Below are 26,186 nucleotides of genomic sequence, written 5' to 3' on the forward strand. Positions count from 1 at the left end.
AACCGCAAGAATTATCGGCATACCTCACTCCTCGAATCGTAAGGTCAGGCTTTGGCCGGAACAGTCGATCCTTCCGCCTATAGGGACGTCGTCGTCGTGCTCGCGACGGCGGGCGTGATCGTGCCTCTCGCCAAGAGCCTCAAGGTCAATTCGATCATCGCCTTCGTCGCATGCGGCGCCCTTCTCGGCCCGTTCGGACTGGGCGGCCTCGTGTCGAAGGTGCCGCTTCTCGGCACGGTCACCATCTCGAGTCCGGAAGCCCTGGCCGGGCCGGCCGAATTAGGCGTCGCCTTCCTGCTCTTCGTCATCGGGCTGGAATTGTCCTTCGAGCGCCTGATGACGATGAGGCGCCTCGTCTTCGGCCTCGGTCTTGGCCAGGTCGGCCTGAGTGCCGCCGCCATCGGGCTCGTCGCCTATGCCGTCGGCCAGCCGGCGGCGGCCGCCCTCATCATCGGCTTCGGCCTCGCCCTCTCCTCGACCGCGATGGTGGTCGAACTTCTCGCCGCCAAGAAGCGGATGACGACCTCAGCCGGCCGCGCCAGCTTCGCGATCCTGCTCTGCCAGGACCTCGCGGTCATCCCTCTGCTCTTCCTGATCAGCGTCCTCGACGCGCAGAACGGCACGGGTTCCCTGCTCGCGGGCCTCGCGCAGGCGTTCATCCAGGCCTTCGCTGCGATCGCCACCATCATCGTCATCGGCCGGCTGGCGCTGCGGCCGCTCTTCCGACTCGTCGCCTCGACCGGCTCGACCGAGAGCTTCATGGCGGCGACCTTACTCACCGCGCTCGGCACCGGCCTGATCGCGGCGACGGCCGGGCTCTCGATGGGACTGGGCGCTTTCATCGCCGGGCTGCTGCTCGCCGAGACGGAATTCCGCCGGGCCATCGAAGTCACCATCGACCCGTTCAAGTCGCTGCTGATCGGCGTCTTCTTCATCGCCGTCGGCATGAGCGTGAACCCGGGGCAGATCGCGGCACATCCCGGAGCGATTCTCGGCGCGTCGGCGGGTCTCATTCTGGTCAAGGCGGCCATCACCTTTGCGCTCGCCCGCCGCTTCCGGCTGTCCTCGGCGACCGCGCTCGAAACCGCGCTCATGGTCGCGCCCGGCGGCGAGTTCGCCTTCGTGCTGCTCAATGCCGCGACGGGTGCGAGACTGATCGACCAGAGCGCCACCAGCATCGTTCTCGCCGCCGTCTCGCTGACGATGGTCGCGCTGCCCTTGCAGGCCAGGATCGCCCGCAACCTCGCCCAGAAGTTCGCGCGGCCGGTCATCCTGCCGGACGAGGCCTCCGTGCTCCCGCCCGACGACCATGCGCCGCGCGCCATCGTGGTCGGCGGCGGGCGCGTCGGCCGGCTCGTCGCTTCGATGCTGGACGAGCACGGCAAGTCCCACATCATCATCGATTCCGATGCCTCGCTGATCACGACGCAACGCCGGGCCGGCCGCCCGGCCTTCTACGGCGACGCGACCGAGCCGGAGTTCCTGCGCCTCTGCGGTCTGGAAGATGCGACGGCGCTGATCGTGACGATCGACGGCTCCCGCGCCGTCGATGCGATCGTCCAAGCCGCCCGCACCCTGAGGCCCGACATCGTCATCGTCGCCCGCGCCCGCGACGCGGCCCATGCCCGCCATCTCTACGAGATCGGCGTCAACGATGCCGTGCCGGAGACGATCGAAGCCAGCCTGCAGCTGTCGGAGGCGGCGCTGGTCGGGCTCGGTGTGCCGATGGGCCTCGTCATCGCCTCGGTCCACGAGCGGCGCGACGGCTTCCGCGCCCAGCTCAAGCCGGCAGGCGCCGCGACAGCCCCCGCCGTTCCACGCCACGCCCGTTCGCGAAGGCTGTGAAACTGGACGGCGACACCGCGCCCGCCTCGCGCGGTACATAACCCGCCTGCTGCGCCACCCGCTTGATATGCCCGTAGAACTGCGCCGCGCTGTGCGCCCAGCTATGGCGGGCGGCGAGTTCCAGGCAGATCTCGCGCGGTACTCGCAGCGCCTGCATGGCGGCACTGCGGAGATCCTCGTCCAGCACGCCAGCGTCGCTGCCGGCGAAGACGTCGCGCGGCCCCTGCACCGGGAACGCCGCGACCGGCAGTCCGCTTGCCGCAGCTTCCAGCAGCACGATGCCGAAGGTGTCGGTCAGGCTCGGGAAGACGAAGACATCGGAGGAGGCGTAGATTCCCGCCAGTTCCTCGCCTTCCTTGATGCCGAGGAAATGCGCTTCGGGATAGGCGCGCTGCAGATCGGCCCGTGCCGGCCCATCGCCGACGACGACCTTGCTGCCCGGTAGGCGCAGCGAGAGGAAGGCGTCGAGATTCTTCTCGACCGCCACGCGTCCGACACTGAGGAAGATCGGCCGCGGCAGGTCGAGCAGGCTCTGCGGGCGCGGATGGAACTGGCCGAGATCGACCCCGCGCCCCCAGCGCACCAGCTGCTGGAAGCCGTGCTGGCGCAGTTCCTCTTCCACCGTCGCTGTCGAGACCATCACGGCTGCGGCGGGACCATGGAAACGGCGCAGCAGCCCGTAGCTCCAGCTCTCCGGAATCGGCCAGCGGGCGGCGATGTATTGCGGAAAGCGGGTGTGGTAGCTCGTCGTGAACGGGCGCTTCTGGGCGAGGCAGACGGCGCGCGTCAGCCAGCCGATCGGCCCCTCCGTCGCGATATGGATATGATCCGGCGCGAACTCCGCGATGCGGGCGGCAAGCGCGCGGCGCGTCGCCAGCGCCAGGCGGATATCGGGATAGCTCGGCAGGCCGATCTGGTGGAAGCCTTCCGGTGTCAGCGCCTGCGCGGTCACCCCGAAATCCGGCGCCGCCGCGATCATCCGCTCCAGCGAGCGGACGACCCCGTTGATCTGCGGGCGCCAGGCATCGGTGGCGACGAGGACGCGCATCAGCGCGCTTTCCGTTCAGCCGTTTCCGGCCGAACGCCAAGAATGCGCGCCAGCTCAAAAGGCCCGAGCTTGCTCCGGGCCGCCTCGACCAGTTCCGGCACGGCGACCGGGCGCACCGGCACGACGACCGGCGCGGCGGCCTCGCCCCTCAGCCGGTCCTGCGGCCAGCGGATCAGCTCGAAACGCCCGTCATGGTGCTCGACGAACGCCGTGCAGCTTTCGACCCAGTCCCCAGTGTTGATGTAGGTCAGCCCTTCGATCTCGCGATGGGCCGCGTGGTGGATATGGCCGCAGATCACGCCGTCGGCATGGTGCCGGCGCGCCTCGGCGGCAAGGCAGGTTTCGAACTCGCCGATATAGTTCACGGCGTTCTTGACCTTGTGCTTGGCCCAGGCCGAGAGCGACCAGTGCGGCAGCTGCAGCCAGCGGCGCACCTTGTTCAGCGCCATGTTGAGTCCGAGCGCCAGCGTGTACGCCCAGTCACCCAGCAGGGCGAGCCATTTGGCGTTGCGCACGACGAGATCGAACAGGTCGCCATGGATGACGAGCAGGCGCTTGCCGTCGGCGGTCTCGTGGACGATGTCGTCGACCAGCGTGATGCCGCCGAACTGCAGGCCGGTGAAATCGCGCAGGAAGTCGTCGTGGTTGCCGGTGACGTAGATCAGCTTCGAGCACTTGCGCACCTTGCGCAGCAGCTTCTGGATCACGTCGTTATGCGCCTGCGGGAAATACCAGCCGCTCTTCAGCCGCCAGCCGTCGATGATATCGCCGACGAGATAGATCTGCGGCGCGTCGTAGGCGCGCAGGAACTCCAGGACGAGATCGGCCTGCGCTCCGCGTGTCCCCAGATGCAGATCCGAGATGAAGATGCTGCGGACCTGCTTCGCGTCGTCCTCGTCGCCCATACCGGACAGCCCCTGCTGTTGCGATGCTCGGGGCGTGTGTCTGATTTGCGTTGCGCTTTGATGACGGCGAGGCCAATCCATGGTCTGGGTGAGGGCCTCGAAAGCCTCCCTGCTCATCGGAGAACGCAATGGATCTCGGAATCGCCGGCCGTACGGCCATCGTCTGCGCCTCCAGCAAGGGGCTCGGCCGCGGCTGCGCCGAAGCCCTGGCGGAAGCCGGCTGCACCGTCGTGATCAACGGCCGCAACGCCACGACCCTCGAGGCCACCGCAAGCGCCATCCGCGCCGCGACCGGCGCGACGATCATCGCCGTCGTCGCCGATGTCTCGACCCGCGCCGGACAGGACGCCCTGCTCGCCGCCGCGCCCAACCCCGACATCCTCGTCAACAACAATGGCGGCCCGCCGCCCAAGCCCTTCCGCGACGTGACGCGCGACGGACTGCTGGAAGGCGTCGTGCAGAACATGGCGACGCCGCTGGAGCTGGTTCAGCGCGTCATCGACGGCATGATCGAGCGCCGCTTCGGCCGCATCGTCAACATCACCTCCGCGAGCGTGGTGACGCCGCTGACCGGCCTCGACGTTTCCTCCGCCGCCCGCGCGGGCCTGACCGCCTTTCTCTCCGGCGTGGCCCGCGAGGTCGCGCATGCCAACGTCACCATCAACAACATCCTGCCCGGCGTGTTCGACACCGACCGGATCAAGACCGCGACCACCAAGGTCGCCGAAATGCAGGGCATCAGCATCGAGGAGGCCACGAAGAAGCGGCTCGCCGCGGTCCCGGCCGGCCGCCTCGGCACGCCGAACGAATTCGGCAAGCTCTGCGCCTTCCTCGCCAGCGACCATGCCGGCTACATTACCGGCCAGAATTTCCTGATCGACGGGGGCTCTTTCCGCGGCACGTTCTGAGCCGCGCGCCGCGGGCTTGGCGGGGTTGCAGAGTTCACGCTTCGCCGCCCTGCCTGGACATGGTCTAAGCACAGGAACGGTTTCGCTCGAAACCGTTCCTGCTCCCCTGGCGCACCGTTCCGTTGTCCCCTTTTCTCGGCATCACCCTCAAGCTGGTTTCGGCACTGGCCTTCACCCTGATGTCGGCGGCGATCAAGTCGATCTCGACGCGCTATCCGACGGGTGAGATCGTCTTCATCCGCTCCTTCTTCGCGATGATCCCCCTGCTCATCTGGCTGGCCTGGCGCTCCGAGCTGCCGGCGGCGCTGAAGACGAGCAATCTGCGCGGCCACCTCAAGCGCGGCATCATGGGCTCGACCGGCATGTTCTGCGGCTTCGCGGCGCTGCAGTTCCTGCCCTTGTCGGAAGCGGTGGCGATCGGTTACGCCGCGCCGCTCGCCGTCGTCATGCTCGCCGCGCTCGTCCTCAAGGAACGGGTCCGCATCTATCGCTGGAGCGCGGTGGCGATCGGTTTCGTCGGCGTGCTGATCATGCTCTCGCCACATCTCGGCGCCGGCGCCCATCCGATGGGCACGGGCTCGGCCATCGGCGCCGCGCTCGGCCTCGCCGGCGCCTTCTGCTCGGCCTTCGCCTCGGTCGAGGTCCGGCTCCTGACCCAGACCGAGCGCACCGGCGCCATCGTCTTCTACTTCATGCTGCTGACCAGCCTGCTCGGCTTCTCGACCATCCTGCTCGGCTGGAACATCCCCGATCTCCAGGACGCCCTGCTGATGGTCGTCATTGGCATCCTCGGCGGGCTCGGCCAGATCCTGATCGTGCAGGCCTATCGCTACGGCGATGCCTCGCTGATCGCGCCGTTCGAGTACTCGACGATGCTCTGGGCCGTGGCGATCGGCTGGTTCTGGTTCGGCGAATGGCCACCGATGACGATCCTGATCGGCGCCTTCATCGTCATCACCTCCGGCATCTATGTGATCCTGCGCGAACGCCAGCTCGGCCTCGCACGGCGCGAGCAGCGCGAGGTCGGCCCCAGCCGCATAACCTGACGCCCGCATGGGCATTGTTCGCTTGTTCAAACGATCGTCCGCCGTTACAAACGACACATCAGTCGAAACGGGGCCGGATGCATGGGAATCGAGACGAAAGAGCGCGGCGGGCGGGAGCTTGAGTCCGGAGCTCAGGTGATCTCGGGCCAGCTCGGCAAGACGATCCAGCGCCTGCGCAAGGCCTATAATTTCTCGCTCTCCGATCTCGCCGAGCAGTCGGGCGTCGCCAAGTCGATCATCAGCCAGATCGAGCGCAACGAGACCAACCCGACGCTGGCGACGATCTGGCGGCTCTCGCAGGCACTCGACATCTCGATCGAGCGCGTGCTCTCCAGCGGCGAGGAAGAGCCCTTCATCGACAAGACCACACGAGCCGACACGCCGATCCTCGTTTCCGAGGACGGCAAGCTCAGGCTCGCGATCGTCGGCTGGATCAAGACGGTCGAGTGGCTGCAATGGTACGAGGTCTCGTCCGAGCCCGGCGGGGAGCTCGACTCCGAGGGGCATCAGCGCGGCTCGATCGAGTCGCTCTCGGTCACTGCCGGCGAGTTCGAGGTCGAGGTCGGCGACATCGTCCAGCGCGCCAAGGCCGGCGAGACGCTGCGCTACCGCTGCGATCGTCGCCACGTCGTCCGCTGCGTCGGCAACGAACCTGGCCACGCCCTGATGGTCTGCATCCTCAAGGCGGCGGTGATGGAGTAGGCGGCGGCCGGGGCTCCCGCGCACGCATCTTCCCGCCCGCGCATCGCGCGGGCGTTTATATTCGAGGGCAGCGGAGCGCTGCGAGGCGCGGGGCGCGGGGTCTGCCCCCTCCTCTCGATCAGCCGGCGACGCGAACGCCCCCCGCCAGATAGACCGCGACAACGTTGAAGCAGGCCTCGACCAGCACGGCGCGAAAGGCCGATGCAGGCCCCCGGCCATGCAACGAGAGCCTCGCGCCCGCCGGACACAGATTTGTCAGGCAGGCCGCAAAGCCGTCTGCAGCAAGCCGACTGCCGCCCTCTTGAGACGCCACAGCGCGTAGAAGGCTCGATAGCCGATCACGCTTTCAAGCTTCGCAAAAGGCGAAATATCAACCCTGCGCCAGTATGGCGTCATCTTCAGGTATCTGACGAAAAATGATGACCGCGGTTTTTTGTAGTCAGCATTCCATGGTTTGTACTTGCCGTCATAGTGCACGATGAATGGGCTGTTTCTGGAAGAGATCCATTCGGCACGGCTGTAGGCTGGCGCAACCCATCGCTCCGGAAGCAGGGAGGTGGACACCTGGTTCCAGCGCTGGTCAAGGCGGAACCAGTCATCGAAGAGGACTGCGTTGAGCGCGCCTTGATCGAGAAACTGAACGCGGTCCTTGTGCTCGGCGAGATAATGAAACACGCGCTCCGACACGTTACGTTCTCGCCAGAGCTTCAGATTAATGACGAGTACACCGCTTTGAAAATAGCGGTTTGATGGCGGGATGCCGAGCTCGGCATAGTTGAACACAACGGGATCGGATTCCGATGTCGACGACGTATTCAATGCCGGTGGCGCATCCAGCTTCGACGATACGTAAGGATACCAAACGTTCGATACAGCCGAAATCGCGAATTCGGGGTTCGCTGCATCGCTGAGCGAAGCGAGATCCGCCAGGACGACGAGATCGCAGTCGAGATAGATGACCTGCTCGCAATCGGCTGGCAGGACATGGGGGGCCAGCAGTCGCGAATAGGCATCTGGCGAGATGTACTTCAGATCCCCTTGTGAGAAAAACGCCTCGAAAGAAGAGAGATCGACTGGCGACCAGTGGAAGGTGATCTCGACCTTCTCGCGCGCCATCTCGCCGATCACCCGCTCAAGCTCGAGCCGCGCGGCAGCCTCGATATCGGAGGTCAGAACATGGATATGCAACGGCCGATCTGATTTGTAGTTGCACACTACTGACGTCAACATCACGGTGAGCGGCATGATATACCGGGTATTGGATGCGCAAAGAAGGTGAACATCTTCCTTTCCAGCCACTATTCACCCTCCCGAAGCTTTGGCCCGACGGGGTAAGTCTAGTCCGAGGCAGGAGAAAGGATAAGTCGATGCGAGGCACTCAAAATAGGGAGCGCCATGCGCAAAGGTGGCATACGACTGCGACCAGCGGCGTTCGCCAAAGCTAGCTTTGCCACTCTCGCGACGGCGCTCGATCGAAGCGCTCTCGGTCACCGCAGGAGAATTCGAGGTCGAGGTCAGCAACATCGTCCAGCGCGCCAAGGTCGGCGAAACGCTGCGACCGCCGCCACGTCGTCCGCTGCGTCGGCAACGAACCCGGCCACGCCTTGATGGGCTGCATCTCAAGGCGGCGGTGATGGAGTAGACGGACCGCAATCAGCCGCCTGTTCCATCAAGGCAGTAACCGACCGCGTCCCATTCCACAAAGCCGCACTCCACCCCCTCGCATGTGCTGCATCGACGTTGGCCTGCTTATCGTCGATGAAGAATATATCCGAAGGAGAAAAGCCGCTTTTTGCTTCTACCGCGCGAAAGAAGCGCTCATCGGGTTTGGCGCAACCAAGCTCTGCCGCGTAGTGCATATCGTCGAAGCTGCGCTTCAGCTCCAGCCCGTGCCAGATGTGCCGGGCTCGTTGATGCTCCTGCACCGTGGCGAGGTGAAGCTTCACTCCGGCCGACCTGATCGGGTCAAGTTGCGCAAGCAGACCATGATTGAGGTGAGCATCGTTTTCGAACCAGTATCGCGTTAATGTCTCCGCGCTGAGATGCGGCGCGATCTCGGCAAGTACCGGTTCGAGGCGCGCTCGCAGATCGGCGCGTCCCAGAATGATGTCTTGCCAGTGCGGCTGGAAGAAAGCCGCATGCAACAGCTCGCTTGACAGGTCGAGGTCGCGTTCAAGATGCGCCGACCAGCCGCGGGGATCAGGGTGCACGATTACGACGCCGTCGACGTCGAGCATTAAGGCCTTGAAGCGCATCCGCTGATGATAGGGCGAATGCTTCTTTTCACCGATAGCAGCCTCTGCGCCCGTGGGTTGGTCGAGCCGGCCTCTCCTCACTTCGCCTGCGGCCGTGCCGGCCCTTCCACCGCCGGCAGCGATTTCAGGTATTCCGCCATTGCCATCCGGTCGGCGTCCGGGAGTTGCGCGATGTTGCGCACCACTGCCGCCATCGTGCCGCCGACATTGTCGAAGCTCGGCGTGAAGCCGGTCTTCAGCAGCTCCGCGATCTCCTCCTTCGACCATTTGGCGAGGCCGTTTTCGGACTGCGTGATATTCGGCACCCAGCCCTTACCTTCAGGATCGGGGCCGCCAGCGAAGCGGGTCGCCGGGATGATCGCGCCGAGCGCGTTGCGAGCCGAGTGGCATTCGGCGCAATGGCCGGGGCCGTTGACGAGATAGGCGCCGCGATTCCACGCCTCGCTCTTCGTCGGGTCCGGACGGAAGGACGCCCCTTCGAAGAACAGCAGCTTCCAGCCGCCGACCAGACGGCGGATGTTGAATGGGAATGGCAGGTCATGCGCCGCCGCCCGGCCCTCGACCGGCGGCAGGGTGCGGATATAGGCGAAGAGATCGGCCAGAGCCCGCGGTGGCATCAGCCGGTAGGAGGTGTAGGGGAAGGCTGGGTAGAGATGCTGCCCCTTCGGCGAGACGCCGGCCGCCATCGCATCGACGAAGTCCTGCACACCCCAATTGCCGATGCCGTCGCGTGTATGCGGCGAGATGTTCGGCGCATGGAAGGTGCCGAAGGGCGAGGCGAGCGCGAGCCCACCGCCGAGCCGGAGCTTGTCGTCCTGCCCCGGCGTCCCATGGCACGAGGCGCAACCTCCCGCCGCGAACAGCAGCTTGCCGTTCTCGATATCCGCCGCCGGCAGCGCGCCGACCTCCGGCGAGGGCGAGACCACGCGCGGATCGGTAAGGACGTAGAAGCCGGCGAAGGCCAGCGCCACGAACACGACGAGGGTCACGAACATGCGGCGCAGCAACAGCATCGGCATCTCCACAAGGCGCGTCCGCCAGATTGGACGGGCCGGCGTCTCATCGGCAACCCTCAAAACGCAGCAATTCCAAACTGAGCGTGACGATCTTCCATAGAACCACGCTGCCGCCCGGCAAAAGGCGTCATTCTCGGGCGAAGCGAAGCGCAGACCCGGGAATCTCATGACGAGAAGGCGCTGGTTTCCGTCATGCTCGGGTCAAGCCCGAGCATGACGGCGAGGGAGCAGCCAAGGCTGCCTCGGTCACGAAAAAGCGGGCGGCCATCACTGGCGCCCGCTTCGGTGCACGTCACAAGTGGCCGGGTCGGCCTATTTCTTGACGCGATAGGCCTCGTGGCAGGTGCCGCAATTCTTCGTCGCCGCACCGAAGGCCGGGCGGAAACCGTCGAGGCTGGTGACGGCGGCGCCCGCCGCGGCGTCAGCCTCGAACTTGGCGAAAGCGGCCTTGAACCCGGCCTGATCCTCCCAGATCTTCGGCGAAGCCGTGGTCTCGCCGGTCTTGGAATTGTCGGGGAACAGCCCCGGCACCTTCTTCGCCGCATCGGCATATGTCTTGAAGACGGCCTGCGCCTTGGCCGCATCGAAGGGAACGTCTCCCTTCGCGATGGCCGCGCCTTCGCGCGTCGCAGCCCCGATCGCCTTCATCGCCTGCTGGCGCTCCGCGATCGGGTTCGACTGCGCCGTCACGGCGGAGAGGCCGAGCGCAAGGCCGGCGAGCACGAAAGCAGTGCGGATCATCCCTATCCCCTTTGAGGCAAGCCGGTGCCGGACGGCGCCGTTTTGAACTCGTCCAGATCAAACGATGATCGCGACGTAAGCCAGTCGCTTTTGCGTGAACGGATTTGCACCTGCGCAAACCCGCCCTTGCATCAAAGCGGATAGCCCGCTTCCTTGAGCGCGTTGAAGACCTTGAGCGGCGTCGCCGGCATGTCCATGGCCTTGATGCCGGCTGCGCGATCGAGCGCATCGACCATCGCGTTCATCACCGCCGGGCAGGCACCGATCGCCCCCGCCTCGCCCGCGCCCTTCACGCCGATGGCGTTGGTGACGCAGCGGACATTGCGCGTCTCGAAATGGAAGTTCGGGATGTCGATCGCGCGCGGCAGGGCGTAATCCATGAAGGTCGCGGTCAGCATCTGCCCGTCCGGATCGAAGCGGATTTCCTCCATCAGCGCCTGGCCGATGCCCTGCGCCGCGCCGCCATGCACCTGTCCCTGCAGCATCAGCGGGTTCAGCGTCACGCCGAAATCGTCGACCACGACATAGTTGAGGATCTCGGTCGCCCCGGTGCCCGGATCGATCTCCAGTTCGCAGACATGCGTGCCGTTCGGATAGGTCGCCTCCGGCGGCTGCCAACTCTGGTGCACCTTGAGCAGGGCGGGAGATGCTCCCGGCAGCGCGGCGATGGCCGCGAGGTCGAGCGCCTTGTCGGTGCCGACGATCCTGACCGCACCATCGACGAGTTCGAGATCGCCGACCGCCGCCTCCAGCTTCTCCGAGGCGAGCTGCTTGAGGTTGTCGGTCAGGATTTCGGTCGCCTTGTTGAGCGCCGCACCGCCGACGGGGATGGAGCGCGAACCGCCGGTGCCCGAACCTGTCTCGACGCGATCGGTGTCGCCCTGGATCACGCGGATGCGGTCCATCGGGATGTCGAGATGCTGCGAGACGAGCTGGGAGTAGGCCGTCTCATGCCCCTGCCCGTTCGACTGCGTGCCGATCAGCACGGTGACCGTGCCGTCCTTCTCGAGGATCACGGTCGAGCTTTCCGGCCCGCCGCCGCCGCAGGCCTCGATATAGCAGGCCAAGCCGATGCCGCGGATCCTGCCGGCCTTGGCCGAGGCCTTGTGGCGCGCCTTGAAGCCCTTCCAGTCGGCCACGTCCATGGCGCGGCGCATATGGCCCTCGAACTCGCCGGAATCGTAGACCGGCCCGGTCTGCGTCTTGTGCGGCATCTCTGTAGGCTTGACGAAGTTCTGGATCCTCACCGCTTCCGGCGTCTTGCCGGTCTCGCGCGCGATGGCATCGACCAGCCGTTCGATCAGATAGGCCGCCTCCGGGCGCCCCGCGCCGCGATAGGCGTCGACCGGTGTCGTGTTGGTCAGCACGCCGCGGAACAGCACGTGCACGGCCGGAATGCTGTAGCAGCCCGGCGTCATCGTCGTGCCGACCCAGGGAATGAAAGGCCCATACTGCGAGAGATAGGCGCCCATCTCGGCCGAGAGATCGACCTTGAGGCCGATGAACCTGCCCTTCGCGTCGAGCGCCATCGTCGCCGTGGCGAGATTGGCGCGGCCATGGGTATCTGCGAGGAAATGCTCGTTGCGGTCGGAGACCCAGCGCACCGGGCGCTTCAGCTTCTCGGCCGCGATCATCGCCAGCGGATATTCGCGATAGAGGAAGATCTTGGTGCCGAAGCCGCCGCCGACATCCGGCGTCACCACGCGGATGCGCTTGGGATCGACCTTCAGCACATAATTCGCGATCAGGTCGCGCATGCCATGGCTGCCCTGGCTGCCCAGCGTCAGCGTCCAGCGCTTCTCGGCCTTGTCGTATTCGGCGATGCAGGCCCGCGTCTCCATGTAGTTGGAGGCGAGGCGGTTGTTGACGACGGTCAATGAAACCGTGCGCGCCGCCTTGGCGAAGGCCTGCTCGGTCTTCTCGCGGTCGCCCTGCTCGGCTTCGAAGGCGACATTGCCCGGCCGGTCCGCCCAGACCTGCGGCGCGTCCTCGGCCAAGGCCTCGGCGATGCCGGTGATGGCCGGCAGCGGGTCCCAGTCGATCTCGATCGCTTCGGCCGCGTCGCGCGCCTGCGCCAGCGTTTCGGCGACGATGAAGGCCACGGCCTCGCCGACATGGCGCACGGTGTCGGTCGGCAGGACCGGGACCGGCAGCGGCTTCACCATCTCGCCGGAGGTCGTCTTGATCACCCCCTTGCAGGGCAGGTCGCCATAATCGGCCACGTCCTTGCCGGTCAGGATCAGCTTCACGCCCTTCAATTGGCGGGCGGTCCCGGTGTCGCCGATCGTGAAGCGGGCATGGGCATAATGAGAGCGCAGCACAAAGGCGTGCAGGGCCCCTTCCGAGGCGATGTCGTCGGTATACCGGCCCGTGCCGGTCGTCAGGCGCTGATCCTCGACCCGCCGCACAGGCTGGCCGAAACCGAATTTCATGGGACGCATGAGGCATATCCTCAGTTAGGGTCTGTACGCACTATGGACGCTGTTCTGATCGGGCCAAAACGGCCGACGCCCAGGAGGCGCCCGCCGCCCGATGCCTCAGGCATCGGGCAAGGGACCGACGCAGCCATCGGCCGTTTTCGCCCGACCCCGAAGGGGCGCGGGCCTTTTGGTCGGCTGCGGCGTCGCGCGGCCTTGCAAACCGGGCGGTTTGCGGCGTCCACGCTCCTGGCCGCCGACCAAAATGCCCAGCGTCAGAGCAACGTCCATAGTGCGTACAGACCCTTGGTCTGATGAAAGACTGGAACAGAAACGGCGCTACGTCAGCCCCCGGCACGTGGCGCGGGGGCTGCGTTCAGCGCATTACTCTCAGCGCGCGGTCCGGATTGCCGTCTCCGAGAGCGAGACCATGGTGTTATAGTTGTTGACGATCCAGTTCGCGTCGCTCGCGGCGCCACGCCGGACATCGCCCTTGCTCTTGGCCAGCTTGTCGCTGAAGTCGCGCAGCTTGCCGAGCCAGGAGCTCGCCTGGCTCTCGATGAAGGGCACGCCGGACGGGTTCTTGTCCTTGAACGCGTCCATCTCGCGCACCGCGCCGGCATAGTCGGCGATGGCGGCATTGAAGACCTTCAGGTCGACGACCGGGCTCTCGTTGCTCGGCATCAGATCCATCACGGCGCGCGCATTGATCATGATGTTGCGCACCTGCCAGCGCGCCGAGCGCCCTTCCCGCTGCTCGACCGAGGCAAGCTCGCGCTGGTCCAGCCCCTTCTTGTAGACGCGCATCAGCGCATCGAGCTTGGCCCGCTCCTCCAGGAAGGTCTTGGCGGCCGGCACCATCAGCGCGTGCAGCCTCTGCCCCTCCGCGAGGTTGTCGTCGCGATAGTCCTTGCGGTCGTAATAGCGCTCGGCCCGGGTGATCGACGGCGCCAGCTCCTGATAGGCCTTGATGTAGTTCCCGACGGTGGCGTCGATTGCCGGCAGCTTCGGCTCGCGCGCCATCGCCTCCTCGGCCTTTTTGATCTCGCCCGCGACGTCATAAAGGCTGTAGAGCCCGTAGGTGATGTAGCGCTCCTTGCCGGTCGGACCCTTCTTCATGTCGACCCAGCTCGCATAGCGCTCCCAGGACTGGATCGCGCGCAGCGTGCGGTTCATCAGCGCCGTATAGGCGTTCGACTTGGTGATCGCGGCCTGGAGATCCTCGTCCCCCGCCTTGCTCGCGCTGCCGGCCGGGACGGTCGCGGCCGGCTGGGCCAGGGTGGCATTCGGCGCGGCAAGAAGGGCGGCGGCGGCGCAGGCAGCGCCGAAGAAGAACGCTCGGGTCAACATGGTCCGATCCCTGGTAGGCGAAATCTCGGGAGAGCGCGGCATGCGCCGTCAATCCTGCACGACCGGCTCGCCATGCATCAGCCAGTCCTTGAAGCCGCCGGCATAATGGCTGTCGATGTCTAGACCGGCCGATTGCGCGAATTCCAGCGCCCGCCGTGAGCGCACTCCGGCGGCGCAGGACAGCACGAGTCGCTTGCCCGGCTCATTCGGCAGATCCGCCGGGTCGAACTGCGAGAGCGGCCGCGAGACCGAGCCGGGGATATGGCCGGCGGCGAATTCATACGGCTCACGGACATCGACGAGCAGGATCGAGCCGTCGCTCAGGCCCGCCTTGATGTCGTCGATGTCGAGGTCGTTCACGATCATGGGCAGCTCTTTCGCGCAGACTCGTCGTACCGCCCAGATAAGGCGGCGCGACGGCCATGGCCAGCGCGAGGCGCTCCGGGAAACCGAACAAATGAAAACAGCCGCGGGACCGGCCCGCGGCTGCGCCGATGCGAAATCCTCAAGCCTTCGGCGGGATGCGCAGGACCCAGCCGGGCTGGATCAGGTCGGGGTTCTTCACCGGCGGCGTGTTGGCCTTGACGATCTCGGTATATTTCGCGCCCTGGCCCTTGCCGTAATGCTCCTCGGCGATCTTCCAGAGCGTGTCACCCTTCTTCACCGTGTAGAACACGGCGGCCGGCGCCTCCTTGTTGACGGCGAGGTCGGATTCGACCTGCGCGACGCCGGTGGTGTTGCCGAGCGCAAGGATGATCTTCTCCGCCTCTTCCGTCGAAACGGCCTTGCCGGACACCTTCACCTTGTCGCCGTCGATCTGGATATTGACGTCGGATGGCAGGCCGTGCCCCGCCAGTTCCTTCTGCAGGTCATCGGCGGTGGCCGCCTTCGCCGCGCCCGATCCGAAGATCTTGGCGCCGGCTTCCTTGATGAAACTGAACAAACCCATGGTATGCCCTCCTTGTCTCGGGTGACTATCAAGCCCTGTCGTGGCGTCGCACGCAAGCAGCCGACGTTTCTCGAGAGACGGTCGCGCGCGACAGCCTGGCGAGAGGGCTCTTCCCTGCCCGCCCGGCGACTGGCAAGAACGCCGTATCGAAACGGGAGTTCCCCATGCTGACCCTCGCCCAGGCCCAGACCATCCTCCAGGCAGCCCTCGCCCACGGCGAAGCCAATGGCTTCAAGCCGCTCGCCATCGCGATCCTGGACTCGCGCGGCGCCCAGAAGGTCTTCGCAGCCCAGGACGGAACCAGCCTGAAGCGCGGCGAGATCGCGCTCGGCAAGGCCCATGGCGTGATCGCGCTGGGCATCGGCTCGCGCGCGCTGCACAAGATGGCGCTGGACCGGCCCTACTTCGTCGAGGCGGCGACGCACGCCGTCGGCGGCTCGCTGGTGCCGGTGCCCGGCGGCGTGCTGATCCGCTCGCCCGAAGGCGCGGTTCTCGGCGCCATCGGCATCTCCGGCGACACTTCCGACAATGACGAAGCGGCGGCCTGCACGGGCATCGCAGCGGCCGGCCTCAGCGCCGATACGGGGGCTTGACCCGCGTTTTTGCACTTGTCATCCGGCTATCGAGAGCTCATCTCCTCACCGTCACCAGGTTCGTTAAATCGGACAGTTTGGACCGGATCGAAGGTAGATCATGAGCGAAGCGGCTGCCGCCAACGAGAATGAGGTCATCACCACCGACGTCGTCATCATCGGCGCCGGTCCGTGCGGCCTCTTCACCGTATTCGAACTCGGCCTGCTCGACATCCGCGCGCATCTCGTCGACATCCTGCCCAAGGTCGGCGGGCAGTGCGCGGAGCTCTATCCGGAGAAGCCGATCTACGACATTCCGGGCTTCCCGATGGTGACGGGCCAGGCGCTGGTCGACAACCTGCTCGAGCAGATCAAGCCGTTCGGGCCGACCTTCCATCTGAACCAGATGATCGAAACGCTGGAGCCGACAGGCACCGCCGCGGCGCCGCGCTTCCGCGTCGTCACCGATGCCGGCACGGTCTTCGACACCAAGACGGTGATCATCGCCGCCGGCGGCGGGTCATTCCTGCCGAAGAAGCCGCCGATCCCCGCCATCGAGACCTATGAGAACGGCTCCGTCTTTTACGCCGTGCGCAAGATGGAAACCTTCCGTGGCCGCAACATCCTGATCGTCGGCGGCGGCGATTCCGCTCTCGACTGGACGCTGAACCTCCAGCCCATCGCGAAGCGCGTCACGCTGATGCACCGCCGCGACGATTTTCGCGCCGCGCCGCACTCGGTCGAACAGATGCGCAGCCTCGTCGCCGAGGGCAAGATGGACATGAAGCTCGGCCAGGTCACCGGCCTGAAGGGCGAGAACGGCAAGCTGCAGGCCGCCATCTGCCGCGGCACCGACAACGAAACCTTCGAGATCGCCTGCGATACGATGTTGCCCTTCTTCGGGCTGACGATGAAGCTCGGCCCGATCGCCGACTGGGGCCTGAACCTGCACGAGAACCTGATCCCGGTCGACACCGAGAAGTTCGAGACGAACGTGCCCGGCATCTTCGCCGTCGGCGACATCAACAGCTATCCGGGCAAGCTGAAGCTCATCCTCTCAGGCTTCCACGAGGCCGCACTCTGCTCCCAGAAGGTCCACCGCTACGTCTATCCGGAGAAGCGGCTGACCTTCCAGTACACGACATCCTCGTCGAGCCTGCAGAAGAAGCTCGGCGTCGCCTGAACCGGCCGGTTTCGGGCAGGCATCGATGAAGCCGCGGCAAAGGCCGCGGCTTTTTTTTATTGCGCGGTGACGTCGCTCGGGATGTGAGCGGCAGCCGTCCCGCTCCGCGCCGGCGTATTCTGCACCGGGGCGAGGCCGAGCGAATTGCGCACGCTCTGAGACGGGCCGGCCAGCATCGGCCCTTCGCCCGGCGCGGTGACGATCTGCGGCTCGCCATGCATCGGCGGCAGCGGCAGATTATCCTCCGGCTCCTGCGGCTCGATGCGTGCCTTGAGCTCGGCAAGCGCGCCCGACAGCGGCTGGAAGCTGAAGCGCACCTTGTGCGTGCCGGCCGGAACCTGCACGGCGCGGAACAACACGTTCGCCTTCAGGATCTCCGTCTCGACGCCGTCGACCTCGGCCTTCCACCAGGGGTGCCAGATGTCGTTGAGCACCACGAAGCCGGCTGAAGGCGTCGTCACCTCGATCTCGACCTCGGCATTGCGATACCGCGTCAGCTTCACATCGGCCTGCACCGCGACCGGCCCTTCCGCCGTCACGACCGGCGGCTCGACATCGAGCAGCACGGCCTGCTGCGGATCGGTCTCCGGCCAGCGGCCCGAGAGCTTCATGCTCTCGAAATCGGCGAACTGCCAGCCGCCGACGAACTGCACGCGCGGCAGCGCATGCGGGTTCTCGTAGACATAGCCTTCCTTCGTCCGGGCGATCAGGTTGAGATCGCCGCCGCGCAGCGCATGGTCCACCTGGTCGATCGGGACCGGCGAGGCGATGTAGCGGAGGCCCAGCAGGTTCGCGAGCCGGCAATGATAGGACGGGAAGAGCGGCGTGAACTTGCGCTCTGACGGCGAGGCGATGCCGTCGCGCGTGCCCACCGCTTCGGAGAAATCCTCCAGCCGCAGGGGGTTGTAGCCCAGCGTGTGGTCGAAGCCGTGGACCATGCCGGCATTCGGCCATTCGAAGCCCAGGCCGAGCAGCTCGACCCGGTCGCGACGCGGTGAATCGGCCGTTTGCGCCGTCAGATGCTTCAGCAGCGCGATGGTCTCGTTCTTCGTGCCCGGCTGCAGCACGTCGTAGAGCTGCGGCGACAGGGCCGTGGATTCGTTGGGGCCGTTGTTGACGCCGAGGTCGGCTGCCACCACGCCCGTGACGAGGATAGCGGCCGCGGCCGTGCCGAGCGCGCCGCGCCAGCGCTGCAGCATGAAGAAGGCGCCGCCCGCGACCGCGAACCAGCCGATCGCCAGCGCCACGGGCTTCCAGGCATCGCCGAGATGCCCCTCGCCGCGCGACACCAGAAGCGCAACCGCCAAGCTTGCGAGAACGAGCCCGGCACCGATGAGGAGATCGCGCCGGAACGAGGTGCCCGCCTCGGCCGTCAGGATGCGATGCAGCACATAGCCCGACAGCACCGCCGCCAGCCCACCGATCAGGAAGGTCGCATCGGCCGGCCGGCGGAACACCTTGATGCCCGGCAGATAATCATAGGCGAACTGGAACAGCGGCGTGTAGCGCCCGAGCGCGAACAGCACCATGAAGGCGAACATCAGCGTCAGCGGCCGCACCGCCTTGTCCCAGAGCCAGCCACGCGTCAGCCCCGGCGCCAGCAGCAGCAGCAGCGGCAGTGCGCCGAAATAGACCTGCCCCATATTCTGCGACAGGAAGAGCTCCTTGGCCCATTGCGGATTGTTGTACGGGCCCCAGAACTCGACATTCGGGTCCTTGGCGCCGAACAGGTCGCCGATGAAGGCGGTCAGCAGCGAGACCGGATGCAGCGAGCCGCGCCCGGCTTCGGTCAGGTCGATCTCGGGCCGGGTCGTCGCCTCGGCGAAGAGCCAGGTCCAGATCAGCGGCAAGGCGATGACGGCGAGCCCCGCGACGCTGGCGGCGGCGATCGGCAGCAGGCTGGTGCGGAAAGCGGGCCAGCCGCCCGAAAGCCAATGCGCCACGACCATGCCGAAAAGCACATAGCCGCCGAGCAACGCGACCTGATCGGGCTCGAGCACCATCAGCCCGGCGGCAAGCCCGGCGAAGACGCCGGAAAGTATCGACGACCGCTGCAGCATGCGCGCCGTCAGCCAGAAGGCGATGGCGAAGAAGGCGAGGCTGGCGATCTGCCCGACATGCTGCACCCGCCAGGCGGCTGAGGCGCCGAAGGCGAAGACCAGCGCCGCCATCAGCCCGCCCGCCGGATGCCAGTTGCGATCGCGGAAGAACACGATGAGCGCCAGTCCGCCGGCCAGGAGATGCGCCAATATATAGGCGTCGACCTCGCGGAAGCTCGGTGAAGGCGAGAGCAGCGCCAGGAGGATCGCGGGCGAGAAGATCAGCGATTGCGGATCGGCGATCTGCGGCGAGCCACCGAAGACGTTGTGGTTCCAGAACGGCGATTGGCCGGAATGGAGCGCGTTCGCCAGGAACTGGACCTGCGCCTGGAAATGCGCCTTCGCATCGAACGGAATCGTCACCGAACCCGAAAGCCAGGGCCAGCACAGGACCACCCATGCCACGACGAAACCCGCGGCCGCCAGCAGGTAGCCGGCGCACCTTGCATCCAAACGTCTCAACTGGACCCCCACGGTCCTCGGCACGAACGGTCCCGTTCTGGGATCCTGTCTTCAGCCCTGTCAGTGGACTGACGATGCTGCGGCGCACCTGAACCGAATCTGAACGCGATCACGCATCCGTGAGCACGGCTGAGGACAAGCTGAAGAAAGACCAAAGGGGATGCGCCTGCGCGCCGATGTGTGATGGAGCCGCAGCGTCATCCCGGACAAGCTGCGAAGCGGCGCAAATCCGGGATCCATCGGAGGGCTCGGCGTTCCGCGATGGATCCCGGGTCAAGCCCGGGATGACGCGCGGTTCCTTGCGAACTCCCTGTGCTAGCGCCCGGCGGCGAGCCAGCCGGCCAGCACCTTGCGCTCCGCCGGTGTCATGCCGGAGAGGTTGTTCGGCGGCATGGCGTGCGTCATCACCGCCTGCATGCGGATGGCGCGGGCATGGGCGGCGATCTGCTCCGGCTCGTGCAGCAGCACGCCTTTCGGCGCGATCTGGATGCCGGGCCAGGACGGCTCGGGCGCATGGCACATCGCGCAACGCCCGGCGACGATGTTGGAGACCTCCACCGGCGGCAGCGTCATGCCCGCCAGCAGGACCGGCTTGCCCGCCTCGCGCGGCTTGAGGCCGAGCTGATCGCGCCCGCCCGGCGAGGACGACATCGCCACCCAGAAGGCGAGCCACAGCGCCAGGATCGCCACCGCCCAGCACCACCAGGGCGATTTGGCGTGGTTGGCGTGGCGGACGTTGAAGAAATGCCGGATCAGCGCGCCCGCTACGATCACCAGCGCCACCAGCAGCGGGATCGCAGTCGAGTTGGCATAGGTCACCGGATAGTGGTTCGACAGCATCAGGAACAGCACCGGCAGGGTGATGTAGTTGTTGTGCGTCGAGCGCTGCTTGGCGGCCTTGCCGTATTTCGGATCGGGCTTCTCGCCGGCGGTCAGCGCCGCGATCACCTTCCGCTGCCCCGGCATGATGTTGAAGAAGACGTTGGCGGTCATGATCGTCGCCATCAGCGCGCCGGTGTGGATCAGCGCGCCCCGCCCGGAGAAGACGCTGGCGAAGGCCCAGCTCGCCGCCACCACATAGCCGAAGCCGACGAGCCCCAGCAGGACGTCGTGCTTGCCGAGCGGCGACTTGCACATCAGGTCGTAGATCAGCCAGCCTACGACCAGCGCCGCGATGCCGATGGCGCCGGCCGCAAAGGGCGAAAGCTGCATCACCGCCGGGTCGATCAGATAGAGCTCCGACTGCGCGTAATAGACCCAGACCAGCAGGAAGAAGCCGGAGATCCAGGTCCAGTAGCTCTGCCATTTATGCCATGTCAGCTCGGCCGGCATCACGGCCGGCGCGACCATGTATTTCCGCATCTCGTAGAAGCCGCCGCCATGCACCTGCCAGGCCCGCCCGCCTGTACCGGGCGGAATGTCCTCGGCCGGCTTCAGCGAGGCGTCGAGATGGATGAAGAAGAAGGAGGCGCCGATCCAGGCGATCGCCGTGATGACATGGAGCCAGCGCAGCATCATGCCGCCCCATTCCATCAGATAGGCTTCCATCATCGGCGGTCACCATCCTCGATTCGGCCGGGCCGGCGCGACGCGCCGTTGGAATTGGCCTTCCGGCAAATTACGGTTGAGGCAAGCCGGCATGCAAGTTGCTGGCCTCGACACGCGAACCGACGGGAACGGACATGGCAGGGCTGACGACGCATATCCTCGACACCCATGGCGGACAGCCCGCTGCCGGGGTCGCGATTTCGCTGCGCCGCCTCGGCCCGGAAGGCAGCGAGACGCTCGTCGAGACGCTCACCAATGCCGATGGCCGCACAGACGCGCCGCTGCTCACGCCCGAAGCGACCCGGCCGGGCATCTACGAGATCGACTTCGCGATCGGCCCCTATTTTCGCGAGCGCGGCGTCACGATGCCGGAGCCCGCCTTCCTCGACGTCGTCACCGTGCGCTTCGGCATCTCGGAGGTGACTCGGCATTATCACGTCCCGCTCCTCGCCTCGCCCTATGGCTATACGACCTACCGGGGGAGTTGAGTTTACCAACCCTCCGCCGTCATTCCGGGGCGGGCCGAAGGCCCGAGCCCGGAACCCAGAAACAATGCGTTTGCACGGCAAGCGCGTCGGCCGAAACAGCTTTGCTTGAGAGGGTATCGTTTCTGGGTTCCGGGCTCATCGCTGCGCGATGCCCCGGAATGACGGAGAGTTTCCGCATCAAATAGAGTGATCTAGCATCATCGTCTGAATCGAATTGTGGGCAGCCGCACATGACCACCACCGCCTATCCGCGCGACCTCAAGGGCTATGGCCGCACCACGCCCCATCCACACTGGCCGGGCGAGGCGCGCATCGCCGTCCAGTTCGTCGTCAACTACGAGGAAGGCGGCGAGAACAACATCCTGCATGGCGACGCCGCTTCGGAAGCGTTCCTCTCCGAAATCGTCGGCGCAGCGGCTTGGCCCGGCCAGCGCCACATGAACATGGAGTCGATCTACGAATACGGCTCCCGCGCCGGTTACTGGCGGCTCTGGCGGATGTTCACCGAGCGGAACCTGCCCGTTACGGTCTTCGCCGTGGCCAGCGCGCTCGCCCGCTATCCCGAGATCGTCGGCTCGATGCAGGAGGCCGGCTGGGAGATCGCGACCCACGGCCTGAAATGGATCGACTACCGCGATGTGCCGAGGGAGCGCGAGCGCGCAGACATCCTCGAAGCTATCCGCATCCAGACCGAGCTCACCGGCGAGCGCCCGCTCGGCTGCTATCAGGGCCGCACCTCGCAGAACACGATACCGCTGACGATGGAGGAAGGCGGCTTCCTCTACACCGCCGATGTCTATGCCGACGAGCTGCCTTACTGGCTTTCGGGACCGAAGGGGCCGCAGCTCGCCGTGCCCTACACGCTCGACACCAACGACATGCGCTTCGCCACGCCGCAGGGCTTCAACAGTGGCGACCAGTTCTTTGCCTATCTGAAGGACACCTTCGACACGCTCTATGCCGAGGGCGAGACCGCGCCGAAGATGATGTCGGTCGGCCTGCACTGCCGCCTCGTCGGCCGGCCGGGCCGCGCCGCGGCGCTCACCCGCTTCCTCGACTATGTGAAGAGCCACGAGAAGGCCTGGGTTGCGACGCGCCTCGACATCGCCCGCCACTGGGTCAGGACACATCCTCCGGCCGGCGGCTATGTGCCCTCGAAACTGCCGAAGGCCCTCTTCGTCGAGGTCTTCGGCCGCGTCTGGGAGCATTCTCCTTGGGTCGCCGAGGCGGCCTATGATGCCGGGATCGGCACGGCGCAGGACACTGCCGAGGGACTGCATGCGGCGATGGTCGCCGCCATGCGCAAGCATTCGCCGGAGCGCCAGAAGGCCCTGCTCAACGCCCATCCCGATCTTGCCGGCAAGCTCGCGGCGGCCGGCGAGATCACGCCGGAATCGACGCAGGAACAGGCCTCGGCCGGGCTCGACCGCCTCACCAGCGACGAGCGTGTCCGCTTCACGGCGTTGAACGAGGCGTACAAGGCCCGTTTCGGCATTCCCTTCATCATGGCGGTGAAAGGCGCGACCAAGGCCCAGATTCTCGCCGCTTTCGAGGAGCGGTTGAAGAACACGCCCGAGCAGGAATTTGCGACGGCACTGACCCAGGTCGAGAAGATCGTCCTGCTCCGGCTGAAGGAGCTGCTGCCCGCCGATTGAGGCTGTTCAGGCCGCCCGCTCCAGCCGAAGCGCCGAAACGCGCGAACCGACGCGCTTGAGATCGGCGACGAAGCGGGCATATTCGCGCCGCTTCGCCTCCTCATCCGGCAGGCGCAGCAGGAAGGACGGGTGCACGGTGGCGACCAACGGCGTGCCGTCGTCCAGGACCAGCTCCCGCTCGCGCGCCTGGGCGAGAGGGCCGGCATGGCCGGTGAGCGAGCGCAGGGCCGTCGCCCCGAGAGCGACGACAAGCCCGTGCTTGACGAAGCCGCGCTCCAGATCGAGCCAGAACTTGCAGGCCTTGATCTCGCCGACATTCGGCTTCTCGTGGATGCGGCGCTTGCCGCGCAACTGGAATTTGAAGTGCTTCACCGCATTGGTGACATAGGCGCGCCGCCGGTCGAGCCCGGCTTCGGCCAGAGCTTGATCGAAGAGCCGCCCAGCCAGCCCGACGAAGGGCCTGCCGGCAAGGTCTTCCTGATCGCCCGGCTGCTCGCCGACGAAGATCACCGGCGCGTCGAGCGGCCCCTCCCCGAACACGACCTGCGTCGCATGGCAATGAAGCTCGCAGCGGGTGCAGCCTTGCGCGACTGCCGCCGCATCCTGCCATGACGCGATCGCGGCTTCGTTCGCCGGCTGATCCGCTTGAGACGACCGCCGCTCCTGCCTGATATGTCGCTCCGGAGGTTCTGTCGGAGTGCGCATCACCATCTCCTCCGCCCGCCGGTTCGCACTGGCGATCAAGGGAGCAATCAGTTCGGCCTCGGGTAGGTTCCGCCAATACTTCATCGGCATCTCGGCCCGCATCGCCCTGACCTTCAAACGCGCGGGATTGAAGATGCTGGCGTAGTAGGTGCGCCAGTAATCCTCCATCCGGTCGTCATCGGGAACCTCGGCTCGCCGGGCCGGTGGACCGTGCAGCAGCGTCTCGCCATCCCAGTGAAGCGAGCCTTGCGGGGTCAGGATCGACCAGCACATCGCCGCGAAGCGCGCGGTGAAGAAGGTGGCGGCGGGCGCCAGGATGAAATGCTCGGGCTCGAACCAGGCGACGAAAGGGCCGTCCTCGCACGCCCCGGCCACCGCCCGGAAGCGGACGAAAGCCGTCATCTTGTGAAGGTCGCGCCGCACCGAGCGCGCCATCGCCTGCGCCCGGGCGACATCGGCATCGACGCTGTCGTCGAGCAGCGCCGGCTCCTGCTGCAGGCGCAGCAGCATGCGGTAGAGCAAGGCGAAGCGGCCACCGTCCCGGTGGCAGATCACCGTCTCGGCCAGATCAAGGAAGCGCCTGGGCACCGTGAGATCGCAAGGCTGCGCCTGCGCCGGTGCCAGCGCATCCCCGGCTCCAAACAGGCCGCCCCCGCCTTCGCCCCAATTCCATTCCACGTCCTCGGGCGCTGCGCCCGCCTGCGCCAGCCGGCGCGCCTCGGCACGCCAGCCTGCGAAGTCGGCGGGCCCTGAAAGCCGCGCCGCGATCATGCGAACAGTGAGAGCTGCTGCGGCCGCGGCGACAACCGCTCCCGCAGCCCTTCACGGTCGAGGCTCCGGCCCGGAGACCATCCCTCGGCTGCGATGAAATGGCGGATGGTGGCGAGCGAACGCGTCAGCCGCCCGACATCCTCAAGCCTCAGACGCCGAAAGCGCCGGGAGGTCAGGATGCGGTCGACGCTGCGGGTTCCGAGCCCCGGAACGCGCAGCAGCGTTTCGCGGTCGGCCCGGTTGACGTCGACGGGAAAGCGCGCCCGGTGTTTGAGGGCCCATGCGAGCTTGGGATCGATGTCGAGGTCGAGCATCTCCCCTTGCGCGATGATCTCCTCGGCCTCGAAGCCGTAGAAGCGCGTCAGCCAATCGGCCTGGTAGAGCCGATGCTCGCGCATCAACGGCGGCGCGATGAGGGGCAGTTGCCGCGAGGCGTCCGGGATTGGGCTGAAGGCGGAGTAGTAGACCCGCTTCAGCCCAAAGCTTCCATAGAGCAGCGCGCTGCGCCTCAGGATCGTCCCGTCGCTCGCGCCGTCGGCCCCCACGATCATCTGGGTGCTCTGCCCGGCAGGCGCAAAGGCCGGCGCCTTCGCGCTCGCCTCCCGTTCCTCTGCGGCCTCCTCGATCTTCAGCTTGAGCCCGCCCATCGCGCTTCGAATGGCGACGGCGCTCTTCTCCGGCGCAAAACGCGCCAAACCTGCCTCGCTGGGCAGTTCGACATTCACGGAGACCCGGTCTGCGAACCGCCCGGCCCGCTCGATCAGCTCCTGGCTGGCGCCGGGGATCAGCTTGAGATGGATGTAGCCGCGGAAATCATTCTGCAGGCGCAACGTCTCGGCGACGCGGACGAGCTCGGCCATCGTATAGTCGGGAGAGCGGATGATGCCCGAGGAGAGGAAAAGCCCCTCGATGTAATTCCGTCGATAGAAGCTCAGCGTGAGCTTCACCACCTCCTCCACCGAGAACCGGGCGCGGCGCACATTGCTCGACGAGCGGTTGATGCAGAACACGCAGTCGAAACTGCAGAAATTGGTCAGGAGGATCTTGAGCAGCGAGATGCAGCGGCCATCCGGCGCATAGGAATGGCAGATGCCGGAACCCGTCGTCGAGCCCGGCCCGCGACCGTCGCGGGAATCGCGCCGCGTCGTGCTGCTCGACGCGCAGGACGCGTCGTATTTGGCGGCGTCGCTCAGAATCTCGAGCTTCTCCATCGTGGTGAGCTGAGCCATGGCGTTTCCTTATGTTCACTATTTGTTCTATCAGACGGCTTCCGCCTCTGGCAAGCTTTGTCGGCAGCGGGAACCGCGTCGCGCGGGCGGGCGTTGTTCGGCGGAAACCCCATGGAGTGTCCGGTGTTCCGCCTGCTGCTGGTCATCATCATACTGGTCGTCGGATACGACGCCGTCGTGCATCAGGGCGCCTACACGCGTGACGCCTGGAACAGCATCGTCCGGCTGACGAGTGCGTCGGTCGAGGGCGCCAAGGAACTCGGCGAGCGCGCACGCAACTGAGCGGCCCTCG

The 26,186-nt window shown here is 66.2% G+C and carries 23 protein-coding genes; 9 read left to right on the forward strand and 14 right to left on the reverse strand.

Translation table 11 applies throughout. The annotated features are described in order from the left end of the window. Positions 1-51: 51 nt before the first annotated feature. On the forward strand, positions 52-1,845 hold the full coding sequence (locus AC1DVA_RS02160) for a cation:proton antiporter domain-containing protein (protein ID WP_265054030.1): 1,794 nt from the start codon (positions 52-54) through the stop codon (positions 1,843-1,845). On the opposite strand, the gene AC1DVA_RS02165 is transcribed toward AC1DVA_RS02160, so the two are convergent. Next, complete coding sequence (locus AC1DVA_RS02165; protein ID WP_320109562.1) at positions 1,781-2,893, reverse strand: glycosyltransferase family 4 protein; 1,113 nt, start codon at positions 2,891-2,893, stop codon at positions 1,781-1,783. The genes AC1DVA_RS02160 and AC1DVA_RS02165 overlap by 65 nt on opposite strands. Further along, positions 2,893-3,798: a UDP-2,3-diacylglucosamine diphosphatase gene (locus AC1DVA_RS02170; RefSeq protein ID WP_476804822.1), complete on the reverse strand. Its 906-nt coding sequence runs from the start codon at positions 3,796-3,798 to the stop codon at positions 2,893-2,895. Before AC1DVA_RS02170 ends, AC1DVA_RS02165 begins: the two co-directional genes overlap by 1 nt. A 128-nt stretch (positions 3,799-3,926) precedes the next feature. On the opposite strand from AC1DVA_RS02170, the gene AC1DVA_RS02175 reads away from it, so the two are divergent. From AC1DVA_RS02175 to AC1DVA_RS02185, 3 genes are all read left to right on the forward strand, one after another. After that, positions 3,927-4,706 (forward strand): SDR family oxidoreductase, encoded by a 780-nt coding sequence (locus AC1DVA_RS02175; RefSeq protein ID WP_265054032.1) that lies wholly within the window; start codon positions 3,927-3,929, stop codon positions 4,704-4,706. 122 nt (positions 4,707-4,828) lie between these two features. Then, positions 4,829-5,752, forward strand: a complete 924-nt coding sequence (locus AC1DVA_RS02180) for a DMT family transporter (RefSeq protein ID WP_265054033.1) — start codon at positions 4,829-4,831, stop codon at positions 5,750-5,752. 81 nt (positions 5,753-5,833) lie between these two features. Further along, positions 5,834-6,454, forward strand: coding sequence for a helix-turn-helix domain-containing protein (locus AC1DVA_RS02185; protein ID WP_265054034.1), 621 nt, complete (start codon positions 5,834-5,836; stop codon positions 6,452-6,454). A gap of 255 nt (positions 6,455-6,709) precedes the next feature. Here the strand turns inward: AC1DVA_RS02185 and AC1DVA_RS02190 are convergent, their stop codons facing one another. From AC1DVA_RS02190 to lysM, 8 genes are all read right to left on the reverse strand, one after another. After that, the gene (locus tag AC1DVA_RS02190; protein WP_265054035.1) at positions 6,710-7,753 is read right to left on the reverse strand and encodes a glycosyltransferase family 8 protein; all 1,044 of its coding nucleotides are present in this window, start codon (positions 7,751-7,753) and stop codon (positions 6,710-6,712) included. A 320-nt stretch (positions 7,754-8,073) separates the two neighbouring features. Next, positions 8,074-8,691 carry an HAD-IA family hydrolase gene (locus AC1DVA_RS02195; protein WP_476804823.1) on the reverse strand — a complete coding sequence of 206 codons (618 nt, stop codon included), beginning with the start codon at positions 8,689-8,691 and terminating at the stop codon, positions 8,074-8,076. Between the two features lie 95 nt (positions 8,692-8,786). After that, the gene (locus AC1DVA_RS02200) at positions 8,787-9,716 is read right to left on the reverse strand and encodes a c-type cytochrome (RefSeq protein WP_476804893.1); all 930 of its coding nucleotides are present in this window, start codon (positions 9,714-9,716) and stop codon (positions 8,787-8,789) included. Between the two features lie 321 nt (positions 9,717-10,037). Continuing rightward, positions 10,038-10,466, reverse strand: coding sequence for a c-type cytochrome (locus AC1DVA_RS02205; RefSeq protein ID WP_265054038.1), 429 nt, complete (start codon positions 10,464-10,466; stop codon positions 10,038-10,040). 131 nt (positions 10,467-10,597) lie between these two features. Then, the gene (locus tag AC1DVA_RS02210) at positions 10,598-12,907 is read right to left on the reverse strand and encodes a xanthine dehydrogenase family protein molybdopterin-binding subunit (protein WP_476804824.1); all 2,310 of its coding nucleotides are present in this window, start codon (positions 12,905-12,907) and stop codon (positions 10,598-10,600) included. 366 nt (positions 12,908-13,273) lie between these two features. Next, positions 13,274-14,233, reverse strand: coding sequence for a YiiG family protein (locus tag AC1DVA_RS02215; RefSeq protein ID WP_476804825.1), 960 nt, complete (start codon positions 14,231-14,233; stop codon positions 13,274-13,276). A gap of 48 nt (positions 14,234-14,281) precedes the next feature. Continuing rightward, complete coding sequence (locus AC1DVA_RS02220; RefSeq protein ID WP_265054041.1) at positions 14,282-14,599, reverse strand: rhodanese-like domain-containing protein; 318 nt, start codon at positions 14,597-14,599, stop codon at positions 14,282-14,284. A gap of 139 nt (positions 14,600-14,738) precedes the next feature. Continuing rightward, positions 14,739-15,182, reverse strand: coding sequence for a peptidoglycan-binding protein LysM (gene lysM, locus AC1DVA_RS02225; protein WP_265054042.1), 444 nt, complete (start codon positions 15,180-15,182; stop codon positions 14,739-14,741). 164 nt (positions 15,183-15,346) lie between these two features. Here lysM and AC1DVA_RS02230 point away from each other — a divergent pair, with 164 nt between their 5' ends. Together AC1DVA_RS02230 and AC1DVA_RS02235 are read left to right on the forward strand one after the other, a co-directional pair. Beyond that, positions 15,347-15,775 carry a GlcG/HbpS family heme-binding protein gene (locus AC1DVA_RS02230; RefSeq protein WP_265054043.1) on the forward strand — a complete coding sequence of 143 codons (429 nt, stop codon included), beginning with the start codon at positions 15,347-15,349 and terminating at the stop codon, positions 15,773-15,775. Between the two features lie 100 nt (positions 15,776-15,875). Next, positions 15,876-16,937 (forward strand): NAD(P)/FAD-dependent oxidoreductase, encoded by a 1,062-nt coding sequence (locus tag AC1DVA_RS02235; protein ID WP_265054044.1) that lies wholly within the window; start codon positions 15,876-15,878, stop codon positions 16,935-16,937. Between the two features lie 56 nt (positions 16,938-16,993). Here the strand turns inward: AC1DVA_RS02235 and AC1DVA_RS02240 are convergent, their stop codons facing one another. Next, on the reverse strand, positions 16,994-19,498 hold the full coding sequence (locus tag AC1DVA_RS02240; protein ID WP_476804826.1) for a hypothetical protein: 2,505 nt from the start codon (positions 19,496-19,498) through the stop codon (positions 16,994-16,996). A 315-nt stretch (positions 19,499-19,813) separates the two neighbouring features. Next, positions 19,814-21,046 carry a urate hydroxylase PuuD gene (locus AC1DVA_RS02245; RefSeq protein WP_265054860.1) on the reverse strand — a complete coding sequence of 411 codons (1,233 nt, stop codon included), beginning with the start codon at positions 21,044-21,046 and terminating at the stop codon, positions 19,814-19,816. A 134-nt stretch (positions 21,047-21,180) separates the two neighbouring features. On the opposite strand from AC1DVA_RS02245, the gene uraH reads away from it, so the two are divergent. Next, positions 21,181-21,534 carry a hydroxyisourate hydrolase gene (uraH, locus tag AC1DVA_RS02250; RefSeq protein WP_265054046.1) on the forward strand — a complete coding sequence of 118 codons (354 nt, stop codon included), beginning with the start codon at positions 21,181-21,183 and terminating at the stop codon, positions 21,532-21,534. Positions 21,535-21,764: 230 nt separating this feature from the next. Beyond that, the gene (gene puuE / locus AC1DVA_RS02255) at positions 21,765-23,189 is read left to right on the forward strand and encodes an allantoinase PuuE (RefSeq protein ID WP_265054047.1); all 1,425 of its coding nucleotides are present in this window, start codon (positions 21,765-21,767) and stop codon (positions 23,187-23,189) included. A 6-nt stretch (positions 23,190-23,195) separates the two neighbouring features. Here puuE and AC1DVA_RS02260 read toward each other — a convergent pair whose 3' ends face one another. Together AC1DVA_RS02260 and AC1DVA_RS02265 are read right to left on the reverse strand one after the other, a co-directional pair. Continuing rightward, the gene (locus tag AC1DVA_RS02260; protein WP_476804827.1) at positions 23,196-24,665 is read right to left on the reverse strand and encodes a UdgX family uracil-DNA binding protein; all 1,470 of its coding nucleotides are present in this window, start codon (positions 24,663-24,665) and stop codon (positions 23,196-23,198) included. Further along, positions 24,662-25,894: a putative DNA modification/repair radical SAM protein gene (locus AC1DVA_RS02265; RefSeq protein ID WP_476804828.1), complete on the reverse strand. Its 1,233-nt coding sequence runs from the start codon at positions 25,892-25,894 to the stop codon at positions 24,662-24,664. Before AC1DVA_RS02265 ends, AC1DVA_RS02260 begins: the two co-directional genes overlap by 4 nt. Positions 25,895-26,005: 111 nt before the next feature. Here AC1DVA_RS02265 and AC1DVA_RS02270 point away from each other — a divergent pair, with 111 nt between their 5' ends. Beyond that, the gene (locus tag AC1DVA_RS02270) at positions 26,006-26,176 is read left to right on the forward strand and encodes a hypothetical protein (RefSeq protein ID WP_476804829.1); all 171 of its coding nucleotides are present in this window, start codon (positions 26,006-26,008) and stop codon (positions 26,174-26,176) included. The last annotated feature ends 10 nt before the right edge of the window (positions 26,177-26,186 follow it).

The organism is Allobosea sp. P4_C6, from assembly GCF_056402015.1.